Consider the following 20,351-nt stretch of genomic DNA (forward strand, 5'->3'; position numbering starts at 1 on the left):
GATCTAACAGATATGGTTTACGACTACACGATTTAAACATTGTAATCATTTTCAAATCTGTGAAATCATCTTGAAATCGATGAAATCGCCAAAAATGCGAAGTTGGACAGAATAAAGGGCATTTTCAAGCGCGGGTTTTCAACATGTAATTAGTAAAAAAGCATAACCCGTATTTAGATTATGCTTAAGTACCTTAATTACTGATGCCCGCCTGCAGAATAATTTAACCGGCGTTGTTTAACGATTTAACGGCGTTTGTTACATGAGCCAGGTGATGTTTGCTATGCCATGCGTACAATGCGAGCGCTTTCTTCAATTGCATCGTATCGCCCGAAGCGGGATGCACAAAAGTGCGCGCCCATTCGTTTTCGGTAAAGCTCTCCAGTAATACTGCCCAGTGCTGGTGTAGCCCCTCCAAAATTTTTAAAGACGACTCAACCGGCATGCGGTAATCCGGCAGCAAAGCCCAGTCTGCTTCTTCGTAGGGTTTTATAGTGGGATTTGCTTCAGTAAGTGCCCATTTAAAACGCAACAGCGAATTCATATGGCTGTCGGCGCAATGGTGTACCACCTGGCGGATGGTCCATCCGCCAGGACGATATTGAGTATCCAGTTGTTTTTCATTCAGATTGAGAATGGCCTGGCGTAGTTTGCCGGGGAATTCTTTGATGGTTTTGGTCCATTTGCGCAGATCTTCCGGCGTGTAGGACACCGGCGGCACAAATTTCCCTGCGGGGAATTTTAATTTGTCGTCTGTCATAGTTTATAATGATTGCACCGATTGGTTTCGATAACGCCGGTTAAGAATAAAATTAAGCGGCTGAAGGTGAAATTAACTATTTATTGCAAGGTTCCATAAGGTTTTGACCTAATTTAGCGTTTTGAATCTGTTATTTACGCGCCGATGATAAAAAAACTACTGCTGTTTGTATGTGTACTCTACAGTTTAGCTACCGATGCCCAAACAATTAAGACCGACGTGCTGGTAGTTGGCAGCAGCGCCAGCGGCGTGGCGGCAGCAATACAATGTGCACGCAGCAAGGTAAAAACTGTACTTGCTGCAGATGGTTTTAAAATGAGCGGCGTTACTGCAGGCGGGCAAATGGTGACGCTTAATATGAATAAAGATATCCCCTCAGGTATTTGGGGGGAATTCAGAAGGCGGGTGCGCGGCGTTTACGCAGGCACGGCCGGTTATGATACGACGCAAAACGCCCCGCTGAAGTTTGAGCCCGGAATGGCCTCTGCCGTGCTAAAAAAAATCAGCGATACGGTAAAAAATCTAACGATCCGGGAGGGTAGTAAATTCACCGGCATAAAAAAGGATGGAGACCGCTGGGAGTTGACCTTCAGTCAAAACGGCGATAAGCTTACCGTTAAAACACGCGTGGTGGTAGATGCTACCGAAGATGGCGCAGTGGCAATTAAAGCCGGTGGTAAGTTCCAGGACATTTTCGACAGCAGTAAAGAAGCAGAAGAATCAAAGTTATTCCGTACCTCGATAGCAGCCTGGCAAGCCATGTCAAATAATGCGGATGCCACAGCTGCAGTTTCTTTTTTACCGCTTAAATCAACTTTAGTTAGCGGAACTGATAATATATTGGTTACCGAAAAAGCCCTGCCGGGAGAAAATGATATACAGCTTTTACCGCTTCAGCTGCAGTTTGGCCAGGGTGTGGGGGCAACTGCAGCCTTTTGTGCCTTTTTTAAAACCAATACCCGCCACCTGCATACACGTATAATACAAGGAGAAATATTGGATTTTAAGGGCTATCTGTTGCCGTTTACCGATGTTGGGCAGGATAACCCGGCATGGCGGGCAATACAGCAGGTTGGCGCTACCGGCCTGCTCCGGGGCCGCTGGCTTGTTGAGGGCGAACATGCTGAATTTGCTTTCAGTCCGGATGCTGCGGTAAATACCGGCGAGGTTGCGCCTGTTTTAAAGGAAACCTATACGAGGGCCTTTCTTTGGTTTAATAGGGAAAAGCCCGGAGAAAAATTTACCGTTGGCAACACGCTCTCCTTCATCAGCGAAATTACCTTAACTGAGCCTGCCGTGCTCAACAAAAGCATGCAGCGCGCCTGGAAAAGTCAATATAAATTTAAATCAGAGTTTGATGTTAACCGGCCTATCTCCAGGTTGGAGTTTGCCGTACTGGCCAATAAATTCTTAAATCCCTTTGCGAGGATTGTGGATTTGAATGGAAAGTTGGTTAACTAATCAAGCACTTTAACGCAATTTGTAATTGTTTGAAGCTATTACAGACTTTCAACCGAAGTGGCCAACGCACTAATAGGCACGCAACAATCAGATGAACCCTGAAATCACTTTAACCCGGATTTGCAAGTTAGTAATTGTCACCGGCGCCAACTCCGGCAGTTCGCTCGTCACGATGCTGTTCAACCACATCGCGCAGCCCTGCATAGGGATTCCGGTTATACTTTTATTATGGTTGCAGAAGGTTTACAGTTTTTTTGTGCAACCATCAATTAAATATCTAATGATCAAATAGTTAAAGAGTGGCGCTATGGTTGCACCTGAAACCGTTATTTAAACTTCTGCAAATTCATTAGGAACGCCCTGCCCGCGACGCCTTTCGAGCCTCGCCAACGCCCTGTCGTTCAATAATCTTCAATTATTTATCGATGACAAAGGTAGCGGCTGAAGCCACGGCCGACAAGCGTGTTGCTACCTGACCAACAGGGGAGTTATACGTTTTGTAATGAGTAAAAGTACGTAAGGTACTGCCCTGGTCTTGCGCCATGTATTAAGTTAGGCGACGATTCTTAGGGTAAAACCTTCTCCGGTTCAGGCTCGCAGTTAACAGATATCTTTAAGCTAAAATCAGGCCGGTCATGGTTTAAGGTTGCTGCAACCCGGCAAATTTCAAAATCCCCTCAGTTCCTGCTAAGGCCATATACATGTTCATCCAGCACAACGCCATTTTTAATAACAGCATTCTTTAAAATGCCTTCCTTTACAAAACCGGCCTTTTCCAGTACCCGCATGGAGCGTGTATTATTCCCAAATATTCCCGCCTGTAACCGGTGGATGTCAAAATTTGCAAATGTATAATCAGCCACCAGCTTAACCGCTTGCGGCATAATGCCGCGGCCCCAGTAGCTTTCTCCAAGCCAGTAGCCTATCAACGCACATTTACGGTAAACATCGGCACGTAACTCAATGCCGATTCCGCCTGCCAGCTCACCATCTATGCCGATCACAAAATTCAGGAAGGGATCTTGCTTTGACATAAGATTTACCCACCAAATAGCGTCATCTGTAGTATAGGGATTAGGAAACTTATCGAGCAAAAATGCAGATACGTTCGGGTTATCAGCATTCCGCTGTAATGCAGTTACATCCGATTCCTTCCATCCGCGAAGCGTAAAACCTTGTCCTTCAATTTCCATTTTGTAACAAAAAGATGCTAAAATTAATAATGATTAGGTAAAGTGTTATCTTGCGGTTGATTAGGTTGATTAGTGAGTGGTTGATCAGGTTAAGATGCTAACTCAATCGGGTTAAGCCAACGTGACTTCGGTATAGCGACGTAAACCCTTAAGCCTTGTGCCAGCCACACCTGTGCAGAGGGCAGGGTGAGGCGACTAAGAAGTTTGTGGGAAGAAACCGTGGGTATGCGTTATTTGATCACATCAAACTTACATCAGTCCAACCTTATCGCACAGTAACTGAAATACATGAGAAAAATCTTTACCATCCTGCTTCTGTCGGGGTGCAGCGGCGTATTTGCGCAGAGCCTGGCCCCTCTTACCATCGAAAAAATAATGCGCGACCCAAAGTGGATCGGAACCTCGCCGTCAAACATCCGCTGGAGCGACGACAGCAAAAAAATATATTTTAACTGGAATCCCGAAAACGCTGACCGGGACCCGCTTTTTGCGATAACACCATCAGACATAAAACCTGTAAAAGTAAGCCTCGACGAACAACGCGCTATGGCGCCTGAGTATGGCGACTGGAACAAAAAGCACACCCAAAAGCTTTTTGAAAAGAACGGCGATATCTGGTTATCCGATTTGCCCAGCCACAAAATACAGCAACTTACCAATACCGCCGATTTTGAAACCGGGGCAGTATTCAGCGGCGATGAAAGCAAAGTAATATTCAGGAAGGGAGATAACTTGTATTCCCTTAACCTGCACAATGGCGAGCTGGCACAACTTACCAATTTTGTGCATTCAGCAGCTGCAGCGGCTCCGGCCGCGCAGGGCAGGCGCGGCCGGAAGGCCAACCAGGATGTAGCAGCTGGTAATGAGCAGGAGCGCTGGCTGAAAGCCCAGCAGCTGGAGCTATTCGATATTATAAAGGTGAGGGATAAGGACCGCAAGCTCGACTCGGTTGAACGCAAGGAGTTTGAAGTTAAGAAACTAAAAGAAATCGCTGTTGATGACCGCTCGGTTGGCGCGCAGCGTGTCAGTCCGGATGGCAGGTATATTACCTATCGCCTGGCCAAATATCCCGAGGGTGTAAAAAGCGCTATTGTGCCGAATTATGTAACTGCATCGGGCTTTACCGAGGATATTCCTAACCGCACCAAGGTAGGCGATCCGCAGCCGGTGTTTGAATCTTACGTGTTTGATACACGGAAAGACACCGTTTATAAAATTGTAACCTCAACACTTCCCGGTATAAAAGATTTGCCTGACTATGTTAAAGATTATCCTAAAGAGCTGGAGCGCCGTACCAAAGCCAACGAGGACAGAAGGGTAAATATACAAGGGCCATACTGGAGCGAAGACAGCAAATATGCTGTAGTGTTTATTGAGGCCGACGATAACAAGGACCGCTGGATAATGCGTCTTGACCCCGCTACCGGCGCACTTTCATTAATGGACCGCGAGCGGAATGAGGCTTGGGTTGGCGGGCCGGGCCAGGGTGCGCGTGGTTATGTTGACAACTCGCACTTTTACTACGAGACAGAAGAGAGTGGTTATGCGCATATTTATGTATACGATTTTAACACCAGCACTAAAAAGCAGCTCACCAACGGAAAATGGGAAGTACAGACCTTGCAGCTATCGAAAGATAAAAAGACCTTTTATTTTACTGCAAATATGGAGCATCCCGGTGTAAATGATTTTTACCGCATGCCGGTAACCGGCGGCCAACCTGTTAAATTAACCGGAATGAAAGGCGGCAACGAGGTTACCCTTTCGCCTGATGAAAAATGGCTGGCTATACGTTATTCCTATTCAAATAAACCATGGGAACTATATATACAGCCTAACAAACCCGGTGCAAAGGCAGTGAAAGTAACCAACTCTGTAACTGAGGAATTTAAATCGTACAATTGGCGTGAACCACAGGTAATCACCTTTAAAAACCGTTATGGAAGCGATGTGTATGCAAGGTTATATGTTCCGGAAAAACAAGACCCGGCCAAGCCTGCTGTAGTGTTTGTGCACGGCGCCGGGTACCTGCAGAATGCACACTATTGGTGGAGTTTATATTTCCGCGAGTACATGTTCAACAATATGCTGGCCGATAATGGTTACACCGTCCTGGATATTGACTATTCCGGCAGTGCAGGCTATGGCCGCGACTGGCGCACCGCCATTTACAGGCACATGGGGGGGAAAGACCTGACCGACCAGGAAGATGGGGTAAAAATGCTGGTTGAGAAGTACGGCGTGAACCCTAAGCATGTGGGCTTGTATGGAGGATCATACGGCGGCTTTATTACGCTGATGGCCATGTTTACCGAGCCTGATACCTGGGCGGCAGGCGGCGCAATCCGCTCGGTTACCGATTGGGCCCACTACAACCATGGATACACTTCAGCCATTTTAAATGAGCCATATAACGATGAAAAAGCTTACCGTATAAGTTCGCCTATTTATTTTGCAAACGGACTTAAAGGTAACCTGCTAATGCTGCATGGCATGATTGACCAAAACGTGAATTACCAGGACATCGTTCGCTTGAGTCAGCGGCTGATCGAATTGCATAAGGAAAATTGGGAGCTGGCATCCTATCCGGTAGAAGACCACGGTTTTGTGCAACCCAGCAGCTGGACGGATGAATATAAGCGTATATTTAAACTGTTTGAGACGACGCTGAGGAAGTAGAAAAACATCCAGCCGGAATTCCGTTAATTCCGGCCAATTTTATAAAATCCGATCATGAAAAAATGCCGGTGGCTATTATTGTTTTTGCTTTTTTCCTGCGGAGAAAAACAGAAAGAGCCCATCATCGGCATCAGCCTTACAAATAATAACAAGTCGATTAAATTCACCGGCCTGGACAAAGAAATCGTAACTGAGATAAGCCGGGATTCTATCCCGGAGGTATGGGAAAGCCTGGCGCCGGTTTTTAAGATGCCTGCAGATACTGATCTTAAAAGCTATCAGCCGGTGCAGCATGGCGCCTATGTGCCGGTTAATGGTTCGGTGATTTTTACGCCTGATACGCCTTTTGTGAAAGGACAAGTCTATTTTATGCGCTACTATACATTTAAAGGCAGCGATATCTGGGATTACGTTAAAGGTAAAAAGCGATTGGACGGTGTAAGTTACCAGGACCTGGTGGTGAGGCCATAAAGGGCCGCAGTCCAGAAAAGCCGGTAATGTCCGAAAGACAGCTTAATAAGCTGATTACCTTAACCCTCCTGATCTTACGGATTCCCGGAATTATCGACTTTTTGGACTAAAAGCTTGAATTTTATAAATAAAATTACTACATTTGCATTTGAATTAAAAAAGAGGGGGCGGTAGTCCCCTCTTTTATTTTACTAATCATTTCGGTACTGCCGGAAAATTTGAGGCGTAAAGGGATAATGAATATCGAAAAACGAGTAAAAGAACTGGTTGAAGAAAAGATAGCGGATAAGCCAAACCTGTTTTTAGTAGACGTAAAATTTCACAGCAATGGCAAGCTGATAATTTTGGTTGATGGCGATAACGGTATAGGTATTGACGACTGTGTGGCCATAAGCAGGCATGTGGGGTTCCATTTAGAGGAAGAAAATGCGATAGAAACTGCTTATAACCTTGAGGTTTCGTCGCCGGGCGTTGATACGCCGCTTACGCTGCCCAGGCAGTACACTAAAAACATAGGCCGCACGCTGGGCATAAAGATGGCCGATGGCACAAAACGGGAGGGCAAACTAAACGGGCTTACCGGAGACGCGATTTTAATTGAAGAAATAAAAAAGGAAAAAGGGAAGAAGGCTGAAATTGTTGAAAGCGTTATTCCGATGGATAAAATAACAGAAACGAAAGTTTTAATATCATTTAAGTAAAATGAGCAATATTAATTTAATTGATTCTTTTCAGGAATTTAAAGATTTCAAAAACATCGATCGCCCAACGATGATGAGCGTGCTGGAAGACGTTTTCAGAAGCATGATCAGAAAAAAATATGGCACCGACGAAAACTGCGACGTGATTGTGAACACCGACAACGGTGACCTTGAAATATGGCGTACGCGCAAGGTTATGGAAGATGGGTTTAGTGAAGACGACGACCTGGAGATTGAACTGGCAGAGGTGCACAAGTATGACCCAACTCTTGAAGTAGGGGATGATTATATAGAACAGATAACTTTAGAAAGCTTTGGCCGCCGGGCTATATTGGCTGCCCGCCAGACACTGGTTTCGAAAATACTGGAACTGGAGAAGGACGAGATATTTAAAAAATATAAAGACCGCGTTGGCGAAATTGTTACCGGTGAAGTTTACCAGGTTTGGAAAAAGGAAACTTTGGTACTTGATGACGAGGGTAACGAACTGCTATTGCCAAAATCGGAACAGATACCGGCTGACTATTTTAAGAAAGGCGATACTGTAAAGGCAGTGGTTGATAAAGTGGATATGCTGAACAGCAACCCGAAAATCATTATTTCGCGTACGGCGCCTGCGTTTTTGCAGCGTTTGTTTGAGCAGGAGGTGCCTGAAATTTTCGACGGCTTGATCACCATTAAGAAAATAGTACGTGAGCCGGGCGAAAGGGCTAAAGTTGCCGTTGAATCGTACGACGACCGTATTGACCCGGTAGGCGCCTGCGTGGGTATGAAAGGTTCGCGCATACACGGTATTGTACGCGAATTGAAGAACGAAAATATCGACGTTATAAACTATACCAATAATTTGCAGTTATATATTCAGCGCGCTTTATCGCCTGCTAAAATCACATCGATTAAGCTGGATGATGAGAGAAAAACAGCCGCTGTATATTTAAAACCCGACCAGGTTTCGCTGGCGATTGGCCGTGGCGGGCATAATATTAAACTGGCCGGTAAATTAACGGGTTACGAAATTGATGTTTACCGCGAAGCGGACGAAACAGACGAAGATGTGGATATTGAAGAATTTTCAGACGAAATTGACAGCTGGATTATCGATGAATTTAAACGCATCGGCCTTGATACGGCAAAATCTGTACTGGCATTAAGCGTAGGAGAACTGGTAAAACGCACAGATTTAGAAGAAGAAACTGTAAAAGAAGTGTTATCAATTCTGCAGGCTGAGTTTGAATAAACGCAATAACCCAAATTAAAATCGTATTTTTGCACAAATAGGAAGAGAAAGTATATAATAAATGTCAGAAGACAAACCCATAAAATTATTTACAGCAGCAAAAGAGCTGAATATCGGTACTGGTACTATTGTCGACTTTTTGGCGACAAAAGGGTATAAGGTGCAGAAGCACCCTACTGCCCTGCTTGATAGTGATATGTACAGCGCGCTTTTGAAAGAATTTGCTGTGGATAAAATTATTAAGGAGGAAGCTAAGCAGATAATTATTGGAAAGATAAGGAAGGATGAGCCTGCGCAGTTTCCCGAAAAGCCGGTTGAACACCGCCGTTCGAGGGATTTTGAGAATGAAGAGATACTTATAAAAGGTATCGGCAGTCATTACAATACCCCTCCGGCAGAGAAACCGAAGCCTGTTGAGCCACCCAAACCGGTTGAAGCGCCTAAGCCTGAAAAGACTGAGGAACCAGCCGCCGCATTGCCGGGTGTAAAGGTAGTTGGTAAAATCGATCTGGATAACCTTAATGCTAAACCAGCGCAGGCTGAACAGCCGGTTGCCCGCAAAGAGGAGGTTACCAAACCTGTTGAGCCACAGCCCGCAGCTGAACCTGTGAAGGAGGAGCCGGAAGAGACAATAGCACCCGAGCCGAAAGCCGAAGAAGTTAAAAAAGAGGAGGCTCCGCAGCCCGCAGTTGAGCCTGTTGCGGAAACCCCTGCAGCTGCACCTGAAACACCGGCTGATGAGCCACAGGAGCCGGAAGTAATTCGTGCTAAGGCGGAACGCCTGACAGGCCCGAACGTAATAGGCAAAATACAGTTACCGGTGGATGCGTCAAAACGTAACCCGGTTGCTTCGTCATCTAATGCTAATAGCGCTGCTGACCATAAACGGAAACGGAAGCGTAAAGATAACCAGGGGCCTAACCCACAAAGTTTTGCGCCAAATCCTCCGGGATCGCAGCAACCGCATGGCGGCAATCGCCCTGATTTCAGGAACAGGGGAAATGCTCCCGGACAGGGAGGACCTAACCAGGGAGGCGGCAACCGACCTGATTTCAGAGGTAACAGGCATGCGCCTCCGGGCAATGTATCTAAGGAAGAACCTTCAGAAAAAGATATACAAGACCAGATTAAGGCAACACTTGCACGCCTTAGCGGCGCCGGTAAATCAGGTAAGTTTGCCCAGCGTGCAAAGTTCCGCCGTCAGAAACGTGACGATGTGGCTGCAAGTGCCGAAGAACTGGCAATGGAGCAGGAACTTCAGTCGAAAGTATTGAAGGTTACTGAATTCGTTACTGCGAATGAGCTGGCCAGCATGATGGATGTGCCTGTTACACAGATTATATCTACCTGCATGAGCCTCGGCATGTTCGTATCGATCAACCAGAGGCTTGATGCCGAAACACTGAGCATTGTTGCCGATGAGTTTGGTTACCAGGTGGATTTTGTTAAGCCACAGGACGAGGAGGCTAACCTTGACCAGCCTGACGATCCGGCAGACCTGGTGCCTCGTGCACCGATTGTGACCATAATGGGCCACGTTGACCACGGTAAAACATCATTGCTTGACTTTATACGTAAAACAAATGTTATAGGCGGCGAAGCGGGAGGTATTACCCAGCACATTGGCGCTTACGAGGTAACATTGCCTGATAACAAAGGTAAGATCACCTTCCTGGATACGCCAGGCCACGAAGCCTTTACTGCGATGCGTGCGAGGGGCGCCCAGGTAACGGATATAGTAATTATAGTGATAGCCGCCGATGATAGTGTGATGCCGCAAACCCGCGAGGCCATAAACCACGCGCAGGCGGCAGGTGCACCGATTATCTTTGCGTTCAACAAGATTGACAAGCCGGGCGCCAATGCAGATAAAGTTCGCGAACAGTTGTCGCAGATGAACATCCTGGTTGAGGAGTGGGGTGGTAAATATCAGTCGCAGGAGATATCGGCCAAAACAGGTTTGAACGTAGACCTGCTATTGGAAAAAGTATTGCTGGAAGCAGAGTTGCTTGAATTAAAAGCCAATCCTAATAAACGAGCCGTAGGTACTGTAATTGAAGCTGCCCTTGACAAGGGCCGCGGTATAGTTACTACCGTACTGGTACAGGCAGGTAACTTAAAAGTAGGTGACCCGATACTGGCAGGTTGTTACAGCGGCCGTGTTAAGGCGTTGACCAACGAACGCGGACAGCGTGTTAACAGCGCAGGCCCTTCAACACCGGTACAGGTACTGGGTATGCAGGGTGCGCCAACAGCCGGCGATAAATTCAATGCGCTTGAAAGCGAGGTTGAGGCGCGCGAAATTGCAAATAAGCGTTTGCAATTGCAACGCGAACAAGGGCTGCGTACACAGAAGCATATTACCCTGGATGAGATTGGCCGCCGTTTGGCAGTTGGTAACTTTAAAGAACTTAACATTATTGTTAAGGGCGACGTGGATGGTTCAATAGAGGCATTGTCTGATTCATTGCTAAAACTGTCAACCGAGCAGATACAGGTAAATATTATCTCGAAGGGGGTAGGGCAGATATCAGAATCCGATGTATTGCTGGCGTCAGCTTCTGATGCGATCATCATCGGCTTCCAGGTTCGTCCGTCAGGTGGCGCCCGTAAACTGGCAGAGCAGGAACAGATCGACATCAGGCTTTATTCGATCATCTATGATGCGATAAACGAAATAAAGGCTGCAATGGAAGGTATGCTTGCGCCAACCTTTGAAGAAAAGATTGTTGCGAACGTTGAGATACGCGAAACCTTCAAAATCAGCAAGGTTGGTACCATTGCAGGTTGTATGGTGCTTGATGGTAAGATTACCCGTAACAGCAAGATACGCATTATCCGCGAAGGCGTCGTAATTTATACCGGCGAGCTGGCGTCGTTAAAACGCTTTAAAGATGATGTTAAGGAAGTATCAGCGGGATACGAATGCGGTTTGAACATCAACAACTTTAATAATATTGAAGTAGGCGATATTGTTGAAGCTTACGAAAACGTAGAAGTAAAACGTAAGCTGTAACGCAACATAAGTACAAATTAAGGCCCTGCCAACGAAAGTTGCGCGGGGCTTTTTTTATTGTTTTACTCGTTGGGGACGGAAGGCTTTTGTAACATTGTTAAAACAAACTCATAGCGACACAGCACGATTTTTAGTTTTATAACTAAAAAAACAGTTTTTTTTTGCAAAAACGCCGGAAATGCTTGTTTATTAATATTTTGTGGCGTATTTTCAGTTTTTAACTGTTAATAAACTTACCTGGATCAATGAGTAAACCTATTTACCTGTCATTAGTGGTAATCATATTTTGTGCTTTTTTAGGGACAAATTGTTCCGCGCAAGCGGCCCGCGCCGACAGCAGTTCGCAACAAGTCGCTTTTAACAATGCGGTGGCTTTCTACAACAATGCGCTGAATATTCAGGCGCCTGTATATTCAGGACCTGAATATTATTTTTATGATCCGCATATAAAAGGGAATGCCTATTACCAGGATAGTAACGGTTTTTCTAAAGGCTCGGTTTATTTTGACGGAACGTTATATAATAACATGTCGCTGCTGTACGATGTGAATACCGATCAGCTTGTTGGTTTATTTCCTAACCATATTTCGAAATTTATACTACACAAAGAGAAGGTTACTGCTTTTGATTATCTGGGCAGTCATTTCATAAATATCAGTAAAGATACGCTGCCGGATAATACGGCGCTGGAACCGGCCTATTACCGGCAATTATATGCCGGTAAATCTGAAGTGCTGGCAAGGTATACCAAAAGCATGCAGACATCCACCAGCACATCAAACCTGGTTGAGTATTATTTCAGCGTCAAAAATTATTTCTATATCAGGAAGAATAATGTTTTTCACAGCGTCAGCGGTAAAGGGTCAGTACTCTCTTTATTTAAGGAAAGGAAAGCCGCGCTCCGGAAATTCATCAAAGACAACAATATAGATTTTAAAGATAAACCCGAAGAAGCTATGGTTAAAGTTGCAAACTGGTACGACCACTTATCAAACTAATATGAGGAAAATTTACTTCGCAAGTTTTTGCTTACTATTTTTTTTACAGGCAGCCAGCGCACAGCAAGGTAATGTAAAATTATTTAGCGTAAACTTCCAGCAGGCGACCATTTCGCAGGTTGTAAATGAAATAGAATCAAAAAGCGATTATCACTTTTATTACGATCCGGCCCAGTTTGACAGCTTACGGGTTACCGTAAAGGTGACTAAAAAGCCCCTGAGCATGATTTTGGATCAGGCCTTTAAAAAGACAGCTTTCGTATATGCCATTGATCAGCAACAGGTTTTTATAACCAAAAACAGGCAAATACGTACGGAACTGGCGCCGGGATATTCACTACGCCACAGCGAACAAACCAGCGGAGCTGCTGCGGTAACTGATTACACCGCCGAAGCCGAAAAAAAAGTAACCGAGGCGACCACGGAAAACAAACTATATGAAATTGGGGTAAAAACCAACACGATAAAGGCCGGCAAGGCCATATTGAGCGGTTATATAAGGGACATTAAATCGGGAGAGGCAGTAACGGGCGCGACTATTTATGTGTCGAACACGAAGACAGGAGCTGCCAGCGATCAGTTCGGCTATTATTCGATAACCCTGCCGCGTGGCCGGCAAACGTTACTGATACGGGGCCTTGGCATGAAAGACACGCGTCGGCAGATAATTTTATATACCGACGGCAAGCTGAACATTGAGATGCAGGAACAGATCAACAGCCTGAAGGAGGTGAAAATTTCGGGCGAAAAGGTGGCTAATGTACGGAGCACAGATCTTGGCCTGGCAAGACTGGATATAAAAAATATAAAGCAGATACCTACCGCTTTTGGGGAGGCCGACGTATTGAAAGTGGTGCTTACGCTGCCGGGCGTAACATCAGTAGGCGAGGCGACAACCGGCTTCAACGTTAGGGGCGGCGCGGCCGACGAGAACCTGATTTTGCTTGACGGCAACACCATTTACAACCCGGCACACTTTTTTGGTTTTTTCGCAGCTTTTAACCCGGATATAGTAAAAGATATAGAGCTTTATAAAAGCAGTATCCCGGAAAAATTTGGCGGGCGTTTGTCATCAGTACTCGATATTACCAACCGCGAGGGCAACAAAAAGAAATTCACAGGGTCGGCCGGTATTGGATTGTTAACCAGCAGGCTGAATGTCGAGGGTCCGATTGTGAAAGATAAAACCTCGTTTATTTTTGGCGGGCGTACCACTTATTCTGATTGGCTGTTAAAACTATTGCCTGAATCATATAAACACAGCCAGGCATCATTTTATGATTTTAATTTAGGTATAAGTCACCAGGTAAACGAAAAGAACAATATATACCTGAGCGGCTACCTGAGCCAGGATAAATTTAAGCTAAACAGCGATACCGCCTATAAATACAGTAACAAAAACCTGAATCTGAAATGGAAGCATAATTTTAACAATAAATTGTATAACCTGTTGTCGGCCGGTATTGACAGGTATCAGTATGATGTATCAAGCAGCGCAAACCCGGTAAATGCCTATGATCTGGGCTTTAATGTAACCCAATCAAACTTTAAATCGGATTTTACCTATTATCTTAATAATAAGCACACTTTAAACTTTGGTTTAAACTCGATATTGTACAAAATAAACCCCGGTACGTTTGAGCCGAACGGACCAAAATCGTTAATTAATCCCGACGTAATTGCACCTGAAAAGGGCCTGGAAAGCGCTATTTACCTTGGTGACAAGTATGATGTGACCGATAATCTTACTATTAGCGCCGGGGTTAGGCTAAACATGTATAATTACCTGGGCCCCGCTACAGTTAATAATTATGCGCCCAACCTGCCTAAGGAGCCTAATAACGTTTTGGATAGTACCCGTTATCCGAATGGTAAATTTATAAAAACCTACTTTGGGCCTGATATCAGGTTATCGGCACGATACCTGTTGAGCGATAACCTTTCTGTTAAGGCGGGGTACAATACCCTGCACCAATATTTGCACCTTTTGTCGAATTCCACTTCGATATCGCCGACAGACGTTTATCAACTTACCGATGTAAATGTGAAGCCGGAAACCGGCGACCAGGTATCATTAGGACTTTTTAAGAATGCACAAAATAATACCATCGAGATGTCGGTGGAAGTGTATTACAAACGGCTGCGCAATTACCTGGATTACAAGAGCGGCGCTGTACTGCTGCTGAACCACCACATTGAGCAGGATGTGATTAACACCCAGGGGAAAGCATACGGGGCCGAATTCCTCGTTAAGAAAACCGCCGGTAAACTGAACGGCTGGATGAGTTACACCTATTCGCGTACTTTCCTGAAACAGGACGACCCTTATGCCGGCGAGTTTATAAATGGTGGCAAGTACTATCCTGCGAATTACGATAAGCCGCATGCTTTTAATTTCAATGGCAATTATCGTTTTACGCACCGGTACAGTATATCGTTTGATATATCGTACAGCACAGGCAGACCGATAACGCTGCCTATAGCCAAATATGAATATGCAGGCTCCGAAAGAGTTCTGTACTCAGACAGGAACCTGTACCGCATCCCGGACTACTTTAGGTCGGATTTTTCGATAATCATAGAAGGCAACCATCGTGTCCACCAGTTAACGCACAATTCCTGGACGATTGGGGTATACAACTTAACGGGTAGGCAAAACGCTTATTCAACCTTTTTTACCGAACAAAGCGGAGTGATCAGCGGGTATAAACTTTCGATTTTTGCAGCGCCGATACCGTTTATTAATTATAACATCAGGTTTTGAGATGAAGGGGCGGCGTATTCTCCGCATGAGGCATTTGCGGTTGTTTTAGCTTAGAAGGATCGAGACTGACAGTGCGGCTGTTTGGCCGCTTGATAAATACTATGGTTTAAGTGAGGTTAAAAAAATAAATTTAAACAACACCAATTAGCGACATAATTAACAAACAAGGAATACTCATTTTTGATACAGAGAAGTAATGAGACACTGGAAAATATACTTAGCTATTTTATTGTTGGGACTGGCTTGCAGAAAGCCATATAATCCACACGTAATTAATTCGCCGAAAAGCTATTTGGTAGTGGAGGGGGTTATCAATACCAATGATACCACCACTATCAAACTGAGCCGGACTGTAAATCTTTCGGCCCACGTAACCTCAAACCCTGTTGATGGTGTTGTGAGCGTTGAAAGCGATGCGGGTGAAGCATACGAATTAACTCCGACGGGAGGCGGCGTTTATAAACTAATAAACACCACGCTCAGTAACTCGCATAAATATCGCTTATATATACGCACGGCTGATAACGGAAATGAATATCGCTCTGATTTTGCCCCAGTTAAAAATTCGCCCCCTATCGACAGCATTGGATTTAAGATTACCTCAAAGGGATTACAATTGTACCTAAATGCACATGACAATGCTGATGCCACTCGTTACTACCGGTTTGATTATTGGGAAACCTGGAGATTTCATTCACAATACGCGTCCGGGTGGAAATCGAACGGTGTGGATGACGTTGTTGTACGGCCTTTTGACGAGGAAATATATTACTGCTTCCAAAGTGACCGGTCCAGCTCGATAATTTTAGGCTCTACGGCAAAGCTGAAACAGGACGTGCTTTACCAGCTTCCCATAACGGAGATCGAATCCACGTCTGAAAAAATAGAAACCAAATACAGTATACAGGTACGGCAGTATGCATTGACACCGGAAGCGTACAAATTCTGGGAAAACCTCAAGAAAAATACAGAGCAGTTGGGCAGCATATTTGATGCCGAGCCAACCCAACTTGCCGGTAATATCCACAACATAAAAGATAATACCGATGTTGTGATTGGATATATAAGTGTTGGTTCGGTGGCAGTAAAGCGGGTATTTATAGCTAATGACCAATTGCCGGCTGATTGGCTGCCTGCTTATCCTTATGACTGCCTGCTTGATTCGGCGTGGTACAGTCACCCGAAAACAAAGGTTAATGATGTGCGTGTAAAACTGGTTCCCGGCATTGAAATACCTGTAACCTCCTATGGCAAAGGGATTAAACCTGATGGCTACACAGCAGCTGATAAGCAATGTGTGGATTGTACTATAAGGGGAACAACGAAGCAACCAGATTTTTGGAAATAATAGATTATGACGAGGCGACAGATAATTTTGGTAATGGTAATAATTGTAATGGCGTGTAAGAAACCTTATAATCCAACAGTTATTGATTCAGCTAAGAGCTATTTAGTTGTAGAAGGCGTAATTAATACTAAAGACACAACAACCATTAAGCTAAGTCGTACCGTGAGCCTTTCGAGTAAAATTATTTCCAATCCGGTTGAGGCCAATGTAACTGTGGAGAGCGATGCAGGCAAAAACTATGGCCTTGTTGAAAAGTCTCCCGGCATATATATATTAACGGGCGTCACGCTTAGTGATGGTCCCAAATACAGGCTGCATATTGTTACCAAAGATAATAATGAATACCGGTCGGATTATGTACAGGTAAAAAATGCCCCGCCTATTGACAGCATCGGGTTTAACCTCACAGCTAAAGGAATACAGATTTATTCGAACGCGCATGATGTAACCAACAATACGCATTACTACAGGTTCGAATATGTAGAAACCTGGAAGTTTCACTCGTTATATAATTCATCATGGATTTCTGACGGTTCAGATATAGTTCGGCGAACCGCAGACCAACAGGTATATTATTGTTATAAAAGTAATAACTCCAGCTCAATTACTTTAGGTTCCACCGCCAAATTAACACACGATGTATTATATCAAACTCCGATAATTGGGATTGAGTCGACGTCAGAAAAAATAGAGACTAAGTACAGTATATTGTTAAAACAATATGCACTTACTGCAGAAGCCTACAAATTCTGGGAATCCCTTAGAAAGAACACGGAGCAGCTGGGCAGCATTTTCGATGCTGAACCTACACAGCTTGCCGGCAATATTCATAACCTAAATGCCAACAGCGATATTGTAATTGGGTATATAAGCGCGGGGTCGGTAGCAACAAAACGGGTATTTATTGCAAATGAGCAACTGCCTGCTACGTTTTTGGTGTCTTATCCATATGAATGTCAGTTAGATACGTTTTGGTATAGTAACCCGCATGCCAACGGTCACAACGACGTTGTGGAGGCACTGGTGCCGAAAATAGAATTGGCGGCATTTGATTTTGGCCCCGATCCTCCGGCGAAGCCCCTTGGATTTATGGGCGCATCCCCTTATTGTGTTGATTGTACATTGAGGGGAAGCAAGAAGCAGCCGGATTTTTGGAAATAATAGAAACTGATAAAATACACCGGGTGAAACCGGGATTGATATAAAGTATAAATAGTAAATTATTTGAACATGAAGCATACGGTACAAATACTTAAGGCAATGTTGTTGTTAGTTGCGGGTCTATCCTTGCCGGCACTAAAAAGTAATGCCCAGGTGATGCAGGAAGTGCAAAACAGCTTCAACCTATACAAGCAAACAGCTTTGCAGGAAAAGGTATTTGTGCACACAGATAAAACCACTTATTTGCCTGGCGAAATAATGTGGCTCAAAGTGTTTTGTGTTGACGGCAACGATCATAAACCCTTAAATCTGAGCAAGGTTGTGTATGCAGAGATACTGGATAATAATCAAAGCCCTGTAGCACAGGCAAAGATTGCCATGAAAAACGGCATTGGCGATGGCTCGCTTTATATACCTGTAACCATAAATAACGGGAATTATAAATTCAGGGCTTATACTAGCTGGATGAAAAATTTTAGCCCTGACTATTATTTTGAAAAAACAATAACCTTGGTAAATCCGCTAAAATCGCCCGGTAATACGGCGAAAGAAACGGCAGCGGCCAATAACATACAGTTTTTCCCGGAAGGAGGCAACTTGGTTGCGGGTATAACAAGTAAAGTTGCATTTAAAGCAGTTGGTAAAGATGGTAAAGGAGTTACAGTAAGGGGAGCAGTTGTAGATCAGCATAATGACACGGTGGCGCGTTTTAAATCGTTAAAATTTGGCATGGGGAACTTTTTGTTTACGCCGGTAGCCGGTAATAGTTATAAGGCTATTATTTGGATAAATGGCAGCAGGCAAACCCAAAATCTGCCTGAAATAAATAGCCAGGGTTACGTAATGAGCGTTAAGGACAATGGCGCGCAGTTGAATGTTACCGTTAGAGGCGCTGATGGCAATGTATTTTTGTTTGCGCATACCCGGCAGGAACTGAAAGCCGCAGAGAGCGCAACTATTTCAAATGGCATTGTTAATTTCAATATAAATAAAAATACGCTGGGTGACGGAATATCCAGTATCACCATTTTTAACAGCGCAAAGCAACCTGTTTGTGAACGCCTTTATTTTAAACGGCCGGCAAAAAAGTTGTTTATTAACGCCATAGCAGACCAGCAGCAATATGGTTTACGCAAAAAGGTGAACATCGATATTTTGGCAAAAGATCAGGGGAACAAGCCGGTACCTGCAAATATTTCGATGGCTGTTTACCGTGTCGATTCGCTGCAAGGGGTAGATGACAGCAATATTTTTGATTACTTATGGTTAAGCTCTGATCTGAAGGGCACCATCGAATCACCTGATTACTATTTTGCTAATACGAATGCCGAGACGGACGAAGCTATAGACAACCTGATGCTGACGCAAGGCTGGCGGCGATTTGAATGGAAAGATATACTTGCAAATAAGCCCGCTGCCTTTACTTATCTGCCCGAATATAAAGGGCATATTGTTACCGCTAAAGTTATCAATACAGTCACCAATGCCCCGGCGCCGGACATTATTACCTATATGGGGGTACCTGGAAAAAGGGTACAGGTGTATGCTTCGCAAAGTGATTCAGCCGGGCATGTTTTATTTAGCACGAAGGACTTTTATGGCCCGGGTGAATTGGTTGTACAAACTAATGAGATGATTGACAGCACTTATCGTATAGATATTGCAAGCCCGTATTCCGAGCAATATTCGAAGACCCCTATACCAAAATTTGAATTTGTAAACGGCGCACAAAGCGCATTACAGGCGCATAGCCTAGGCGTGCAGGTTTTAAATATCTATTCCGCAAATAACATTAAGCGCACCTATGATCCTGGCGCAGATAGTTCTGCGTTTTATGGCAAGCCTTACAAGACTTACAAGCTGGATGATTTTACCCGCTTTACTACCATGGAAGAGGATTTACGTGAATATGTATCTGAAGACAACATAGTTCACTCGCGCGGGCGATTTCATATAAAAGTATTGAACGACCGTGGCTTCCTCGACAGTGATCCATTGGTTATCCTGGATGGCGTGCCCATTTTTGATATCAATAAAATATTTGCTGTCGACCCGCTTAAAGTTAATAAGCTGGAGGTAACCCGGGAGCGCTATTTTTACGGTCCATCGGCGTATGAAGGGATCTTCAGCTTCACTACGTACAAAGGGGATCTTGGCGGCGTTGAGCTGAACCCTAAGGCGGTGGTAATTGACTACGAAGGACTGCAACTGCGGCGACAATTTTACTCGCCCGCTTATGAAACCGATGCACAGGTAAAAAGCCGGATACCGGATTTCAGGAACCTGTTGTATTGGGCGCCAACTGTAAACGCCCAGGGAAAAGTTTCTTTCTTTACCTCAGACCTGGCCGGAAAATATGTTGGCGTTGTACAAGGCTTAACAGAGAGCGGCGACGCCGGCAGCCAGTATTTTACCTTTGACGTTAAATGAAGCGACGGAAGCAACCACCGGCAGGTTTTTTTCCTCTTTCCGGGATAAAAAAAACGATATAATTGCCAAAAATAGTTGGTAAAACCTTTGTAAGAATCTGTATTACAGAAAGATACATCAAGCAAATTGAAA

Annotated in this window: 14 protein-coding genes; 11 read left to right on the plus strand and 3 right to left on the minus strand. The window is 44.6% G+C overall.

Annotation, left to right across the window (positions count from 1 at the left end; all coding sequences use genetic code 11):
• Positions 1-223: 223 nt before the first annotated feature.
• Positions 224-760 (minus strand): YfiT family bacillithiol transferase, encoded by a 537-nt coding sequence (locus tag Q3W13_RS23785; RefSeq protein ID WP_302868310.1) that lies wholly within the window; start codon positions 758-760, stop codon positions 224-226.
• Positions 761-904: 144 nt separating this feature from the next.
• Between Q3W13_RS23785 and Q3W13_RS23790 the strand changes: the two genes are divergently transcribed.
• A complete protein-coding gene (locus tag Q3W13_RS23790) occupies positions 905-2,221 on the plus strand; it encodes an FAD-dependent oxidoreductase (RefSeq protein ID WP_302868312.1) in 1,317 nt (438 codons plus the stop codon).
• A 415-nt stretch (positions 2,222-2,636) separates the two neighbouring features.
• Here the strand turns inward: Q3W13_RS23790 and Q3W13_RS23795 are convergent, their stop codons facing one another.
• The gene (locus tag Q3W13_RS23795) at positions 2,637-2,765 is read right to left on the minus strand and encodes a hypothetical protein (protein WP_302868313.1); all 129 of its coding nucleotides are present in this window, start codon (positions 2,763-2,765) and stop codon (positions 2,637-2,639) included.
• A gap of 133 nt (positions 2,766-2,898) precedes the next feature.
• On the minus strand, positions 2,899-3,414 hold the full coding sequence (locus tag Q3W13_RS23800; protein ID WP_302868315.1) for a GNAT family N-acetyltransferase: 516 nt from the start codon (positions 3,412-3,414) through the stop codon (positions 2,899-2,901).
• A gap of 288 nt (positions 3,415-3,702) precedes the next feature.
• Between Q3W13_RS23800 and Q3W13_RS23805 the strand changes: the two genes are divergently transcribed.
• The 10 genes from Q3W13_RS23805 (at position 3,703) to Q3W13_RS23850 (ending at position 20,219) form a co-directional block, all read left to right on the plus strand.
• Positions 3,703-6,093, plus strand: coding sequence for a prolyl oligopeptidase family serine peptidase (locus Q3W13_RS23805; protein ID WP_302868316.1), 2,391 nt, complete (start codon positions 3,703-3,705; stop codon positions 6,091-6,093).
• A gap of 54 nt (positions 6,094-6,147) precedes the next feature.
• Positions 6,148-6,564, plus strand: coding sequence for a hypothetical protein (locus Q3W13_RS23810; RefSeq protein ID WP_302868318.1), 417 nt, complete (start codon positions 6,148-6,150; stop codon positions 6,562-6,564).
• Between the two features lie 236 nt (positions 6,565-6,800).
• Positions 6,801-7,265 (plus strand): ribosome assembly cofactor RimP, encoded by a 465-nt coding sequence (gene rimP / locus Q3W13_RS23815; RefSeq protein ID WP_302868320.1) that lies wholly within the window; start codon positions 6,801-6,803, stop codon positions 7,263-7,265.
• Between the two features lies 1 nt (position 7,266).
• Positions 7,267-8,502 (plus strand): transcription termination factor NusA, encoded by a 1,236-nt coding sequence (nusA, locus tag Q3W13_RS23820; protein ID WP_302868322.1) that lies wholly within the window; start codon positions 7,267-7,269, stop codon positions 8,500-8,502.
• Between the two features lie 61 nt (positions 8,503-8,563).
• Entirely contained in the window at positions 8,564-11,518 is a 2,955-nt protein-coding gene (infB, locus tag Q3W13_RS23825) for a translation initiation factor IF-2 (RefSeq protein WP_302868324.1), read from the plus strand.
• A 245-nt stretch (positions 11,519-11,763) separates the two neighbouring features.
• The gene (locus tag Q3W13_RS23830; protein ID WP_302868326.1) at positions 11,764-12,516 is read left to right on the plus strand and encodes a hypothetical protein; all 753 of its coding nucleotides are present in this window, start codon (positions 11,764-11,766) and stop codon (positions 12,514-12,516) included.
• Position 12,517: 1 nt separating this feature from the next.
• Positions 12,518-15,280 (plus strand): TonB-dependent receptor, encoded by a 2,763-nt coding sequence (locus tag Q3W13_RS23835; RefSeq protein WP_302868328.1) that lies wholly within the window; start codon positions 12,518-12,520, stop codon positions 15,278-15,280.
• Between the two features lie 196 nt (positions 15,281-15,476).
• Positions 15,477-16,628: a DUF4249 domain-containing protein gene (locus tag Q3W13_RS23840; RefSeq protein WP_302868329.1), complete on the plus strand. Its 1,152-nt coding sequence runs from the start codon at positions 15,477-15,479 to the stop codon at positions 16,626-16,628.
• 48 nt (positions 16,629-16,676) lie between these two features.
• Entirely contained in the window at positions 16,677-17,789 is a 1,113-nt protein-coding gene (locus Q3W13_RS23845; RefSeq protein ID WP_302868330.1) for a DUF4249 domain-containing protein, read from the plus strand.
• Between the two features lie 69 nt (positions 17,790-17,858).
• Positions 17,859-20,219 carry a hypothetical protein gene (locus tag Q3W13_RS23850; protein ID WP_302868333.1) on the plus strand — a complete coding sequence of 787 codons (2,361 nt, stop codon included), beginning with the start codon at positions 17,859-17,861 and terminating at the stop codon, positions 20,217-20,219.
• The last annotated feature ends 132 nt before the right edge of the window (positions 20,220-20,351 follow it).

It is taken from the genome of Mucilaginibacter sp. L3T2-6 (assembly GCF_030519355.1).
In the GTDB taxonomy this organism is placed as follows: Bacteria; Bacteroidota; Bacteroidia; order Sphingobacteriales; family Sphingobacteriaceae; genus Mucilaginibacter.

What these genes read in the sequence shown, in the direction of transcription:
- Q3W13_RS23850 (WP_302868333.1), top strand. Translation starts at nt 17,859, where the DNA reads ATGAAGCATACGGTACAAATACTTAAGGCAATGTTGTTGTTAGTTGCG.
- infB (WP_302868324.1), top strand. Translation starts at nt 8,564, where the DNA reads ATGTCAGAAGACAAACCCATAAAATTATTTACAGCAGCAAAAGAGCTG.
- Q3W13_RS23795 (WP_302868313.1), bottom strand. Translation starts at nt 2,765, where the DNA reads ATGGCGCAAGACCAGGGCAGTACCTTACGTACTTTTACTCATTACAAA.
- Q3W13_RS23805 (WP_302868316.1), top strand. Translation starts at nt 3,703, where the DNA reads ATGAGAAAAATCTTTACCATCCTGCTTCTGTCGGGGTGCAGCGGCGTA.
- Q3W13_RS23840 (WP_302868329.1), top strand. Translation starts at nt 15,477, where the DNA reads ATGAGACACTGGAAAATATACTTAGCTATTTTATTGTTGGGACTGGCT.
- Q3W13_RS23785 (WP_302868310.1), bottom strand. Translation starts at nt 760, where the DNA reads ATGACAGACGACAAATTAAAATTCCCCGCAGGGAAATTTGTGCCGCCG.
- Q3W13_RS23800 (WP_302868315.1), bottom strand. Translation starts at nt 3,414, where the DNA reads ATGGAAATTGAAGGACAAGGTTTTACGCTTCGCGGATGGAAGGAATCG.
- Q3W13_RS23790 (WP_302868312.1), top strand. Translation starts at nt 905, where the DNA reads ATGATAAAAAAACTACTGCTGTTTGTATGTGTACTCTACAGTTTAGCT.
- rimP (WP_302868320.1), top strand. Translation starts at nt 6,801, where the DNA reads ATGAATATCGAAAAACGAGTAAAAGAACTGGTTGAAGAAAAGATAGCG.
- Q3W13_RS23835 (WP_302868328.1), top strand. Translation starts at nt 12,518, where the DNA reads ATGAGGAAAATTTACTTCGCAAGTTTTTGCTTACTATTTTTTTTACAG.
- Q3W13_RS23845 (WP_302868330.1), top strand. Translation starts at nt 16,677, where the DNA reads ATGGCGTGTAAGAAACCTTATAATCCAACAGTTATTGATTCAGCTAAG.
- Q3W13_RS23810 (WP_302868318.1), top strand. Translation starts at nt 6,148, where the DNA reads ATGAAAAAATGCCGGTGGCTATTATTGTTTTTGCTTTTTTCCTGCGGA.
- nusA (WP_302868322.1), top strand. Translation starts at nt 7,267, where the DNA reads ATGAGCAATATTAATTTAATTGATTCTTTTCAGGAATTTAAAGATTTC.
- Q3W13_RS23830 (WP_302868326.1), top strand. Translation starts at nt 11,764, where the DNA reads ATGAGTAAACCTATTTACCTGTCATTAGTGGTAATCATATTTTGTGCT.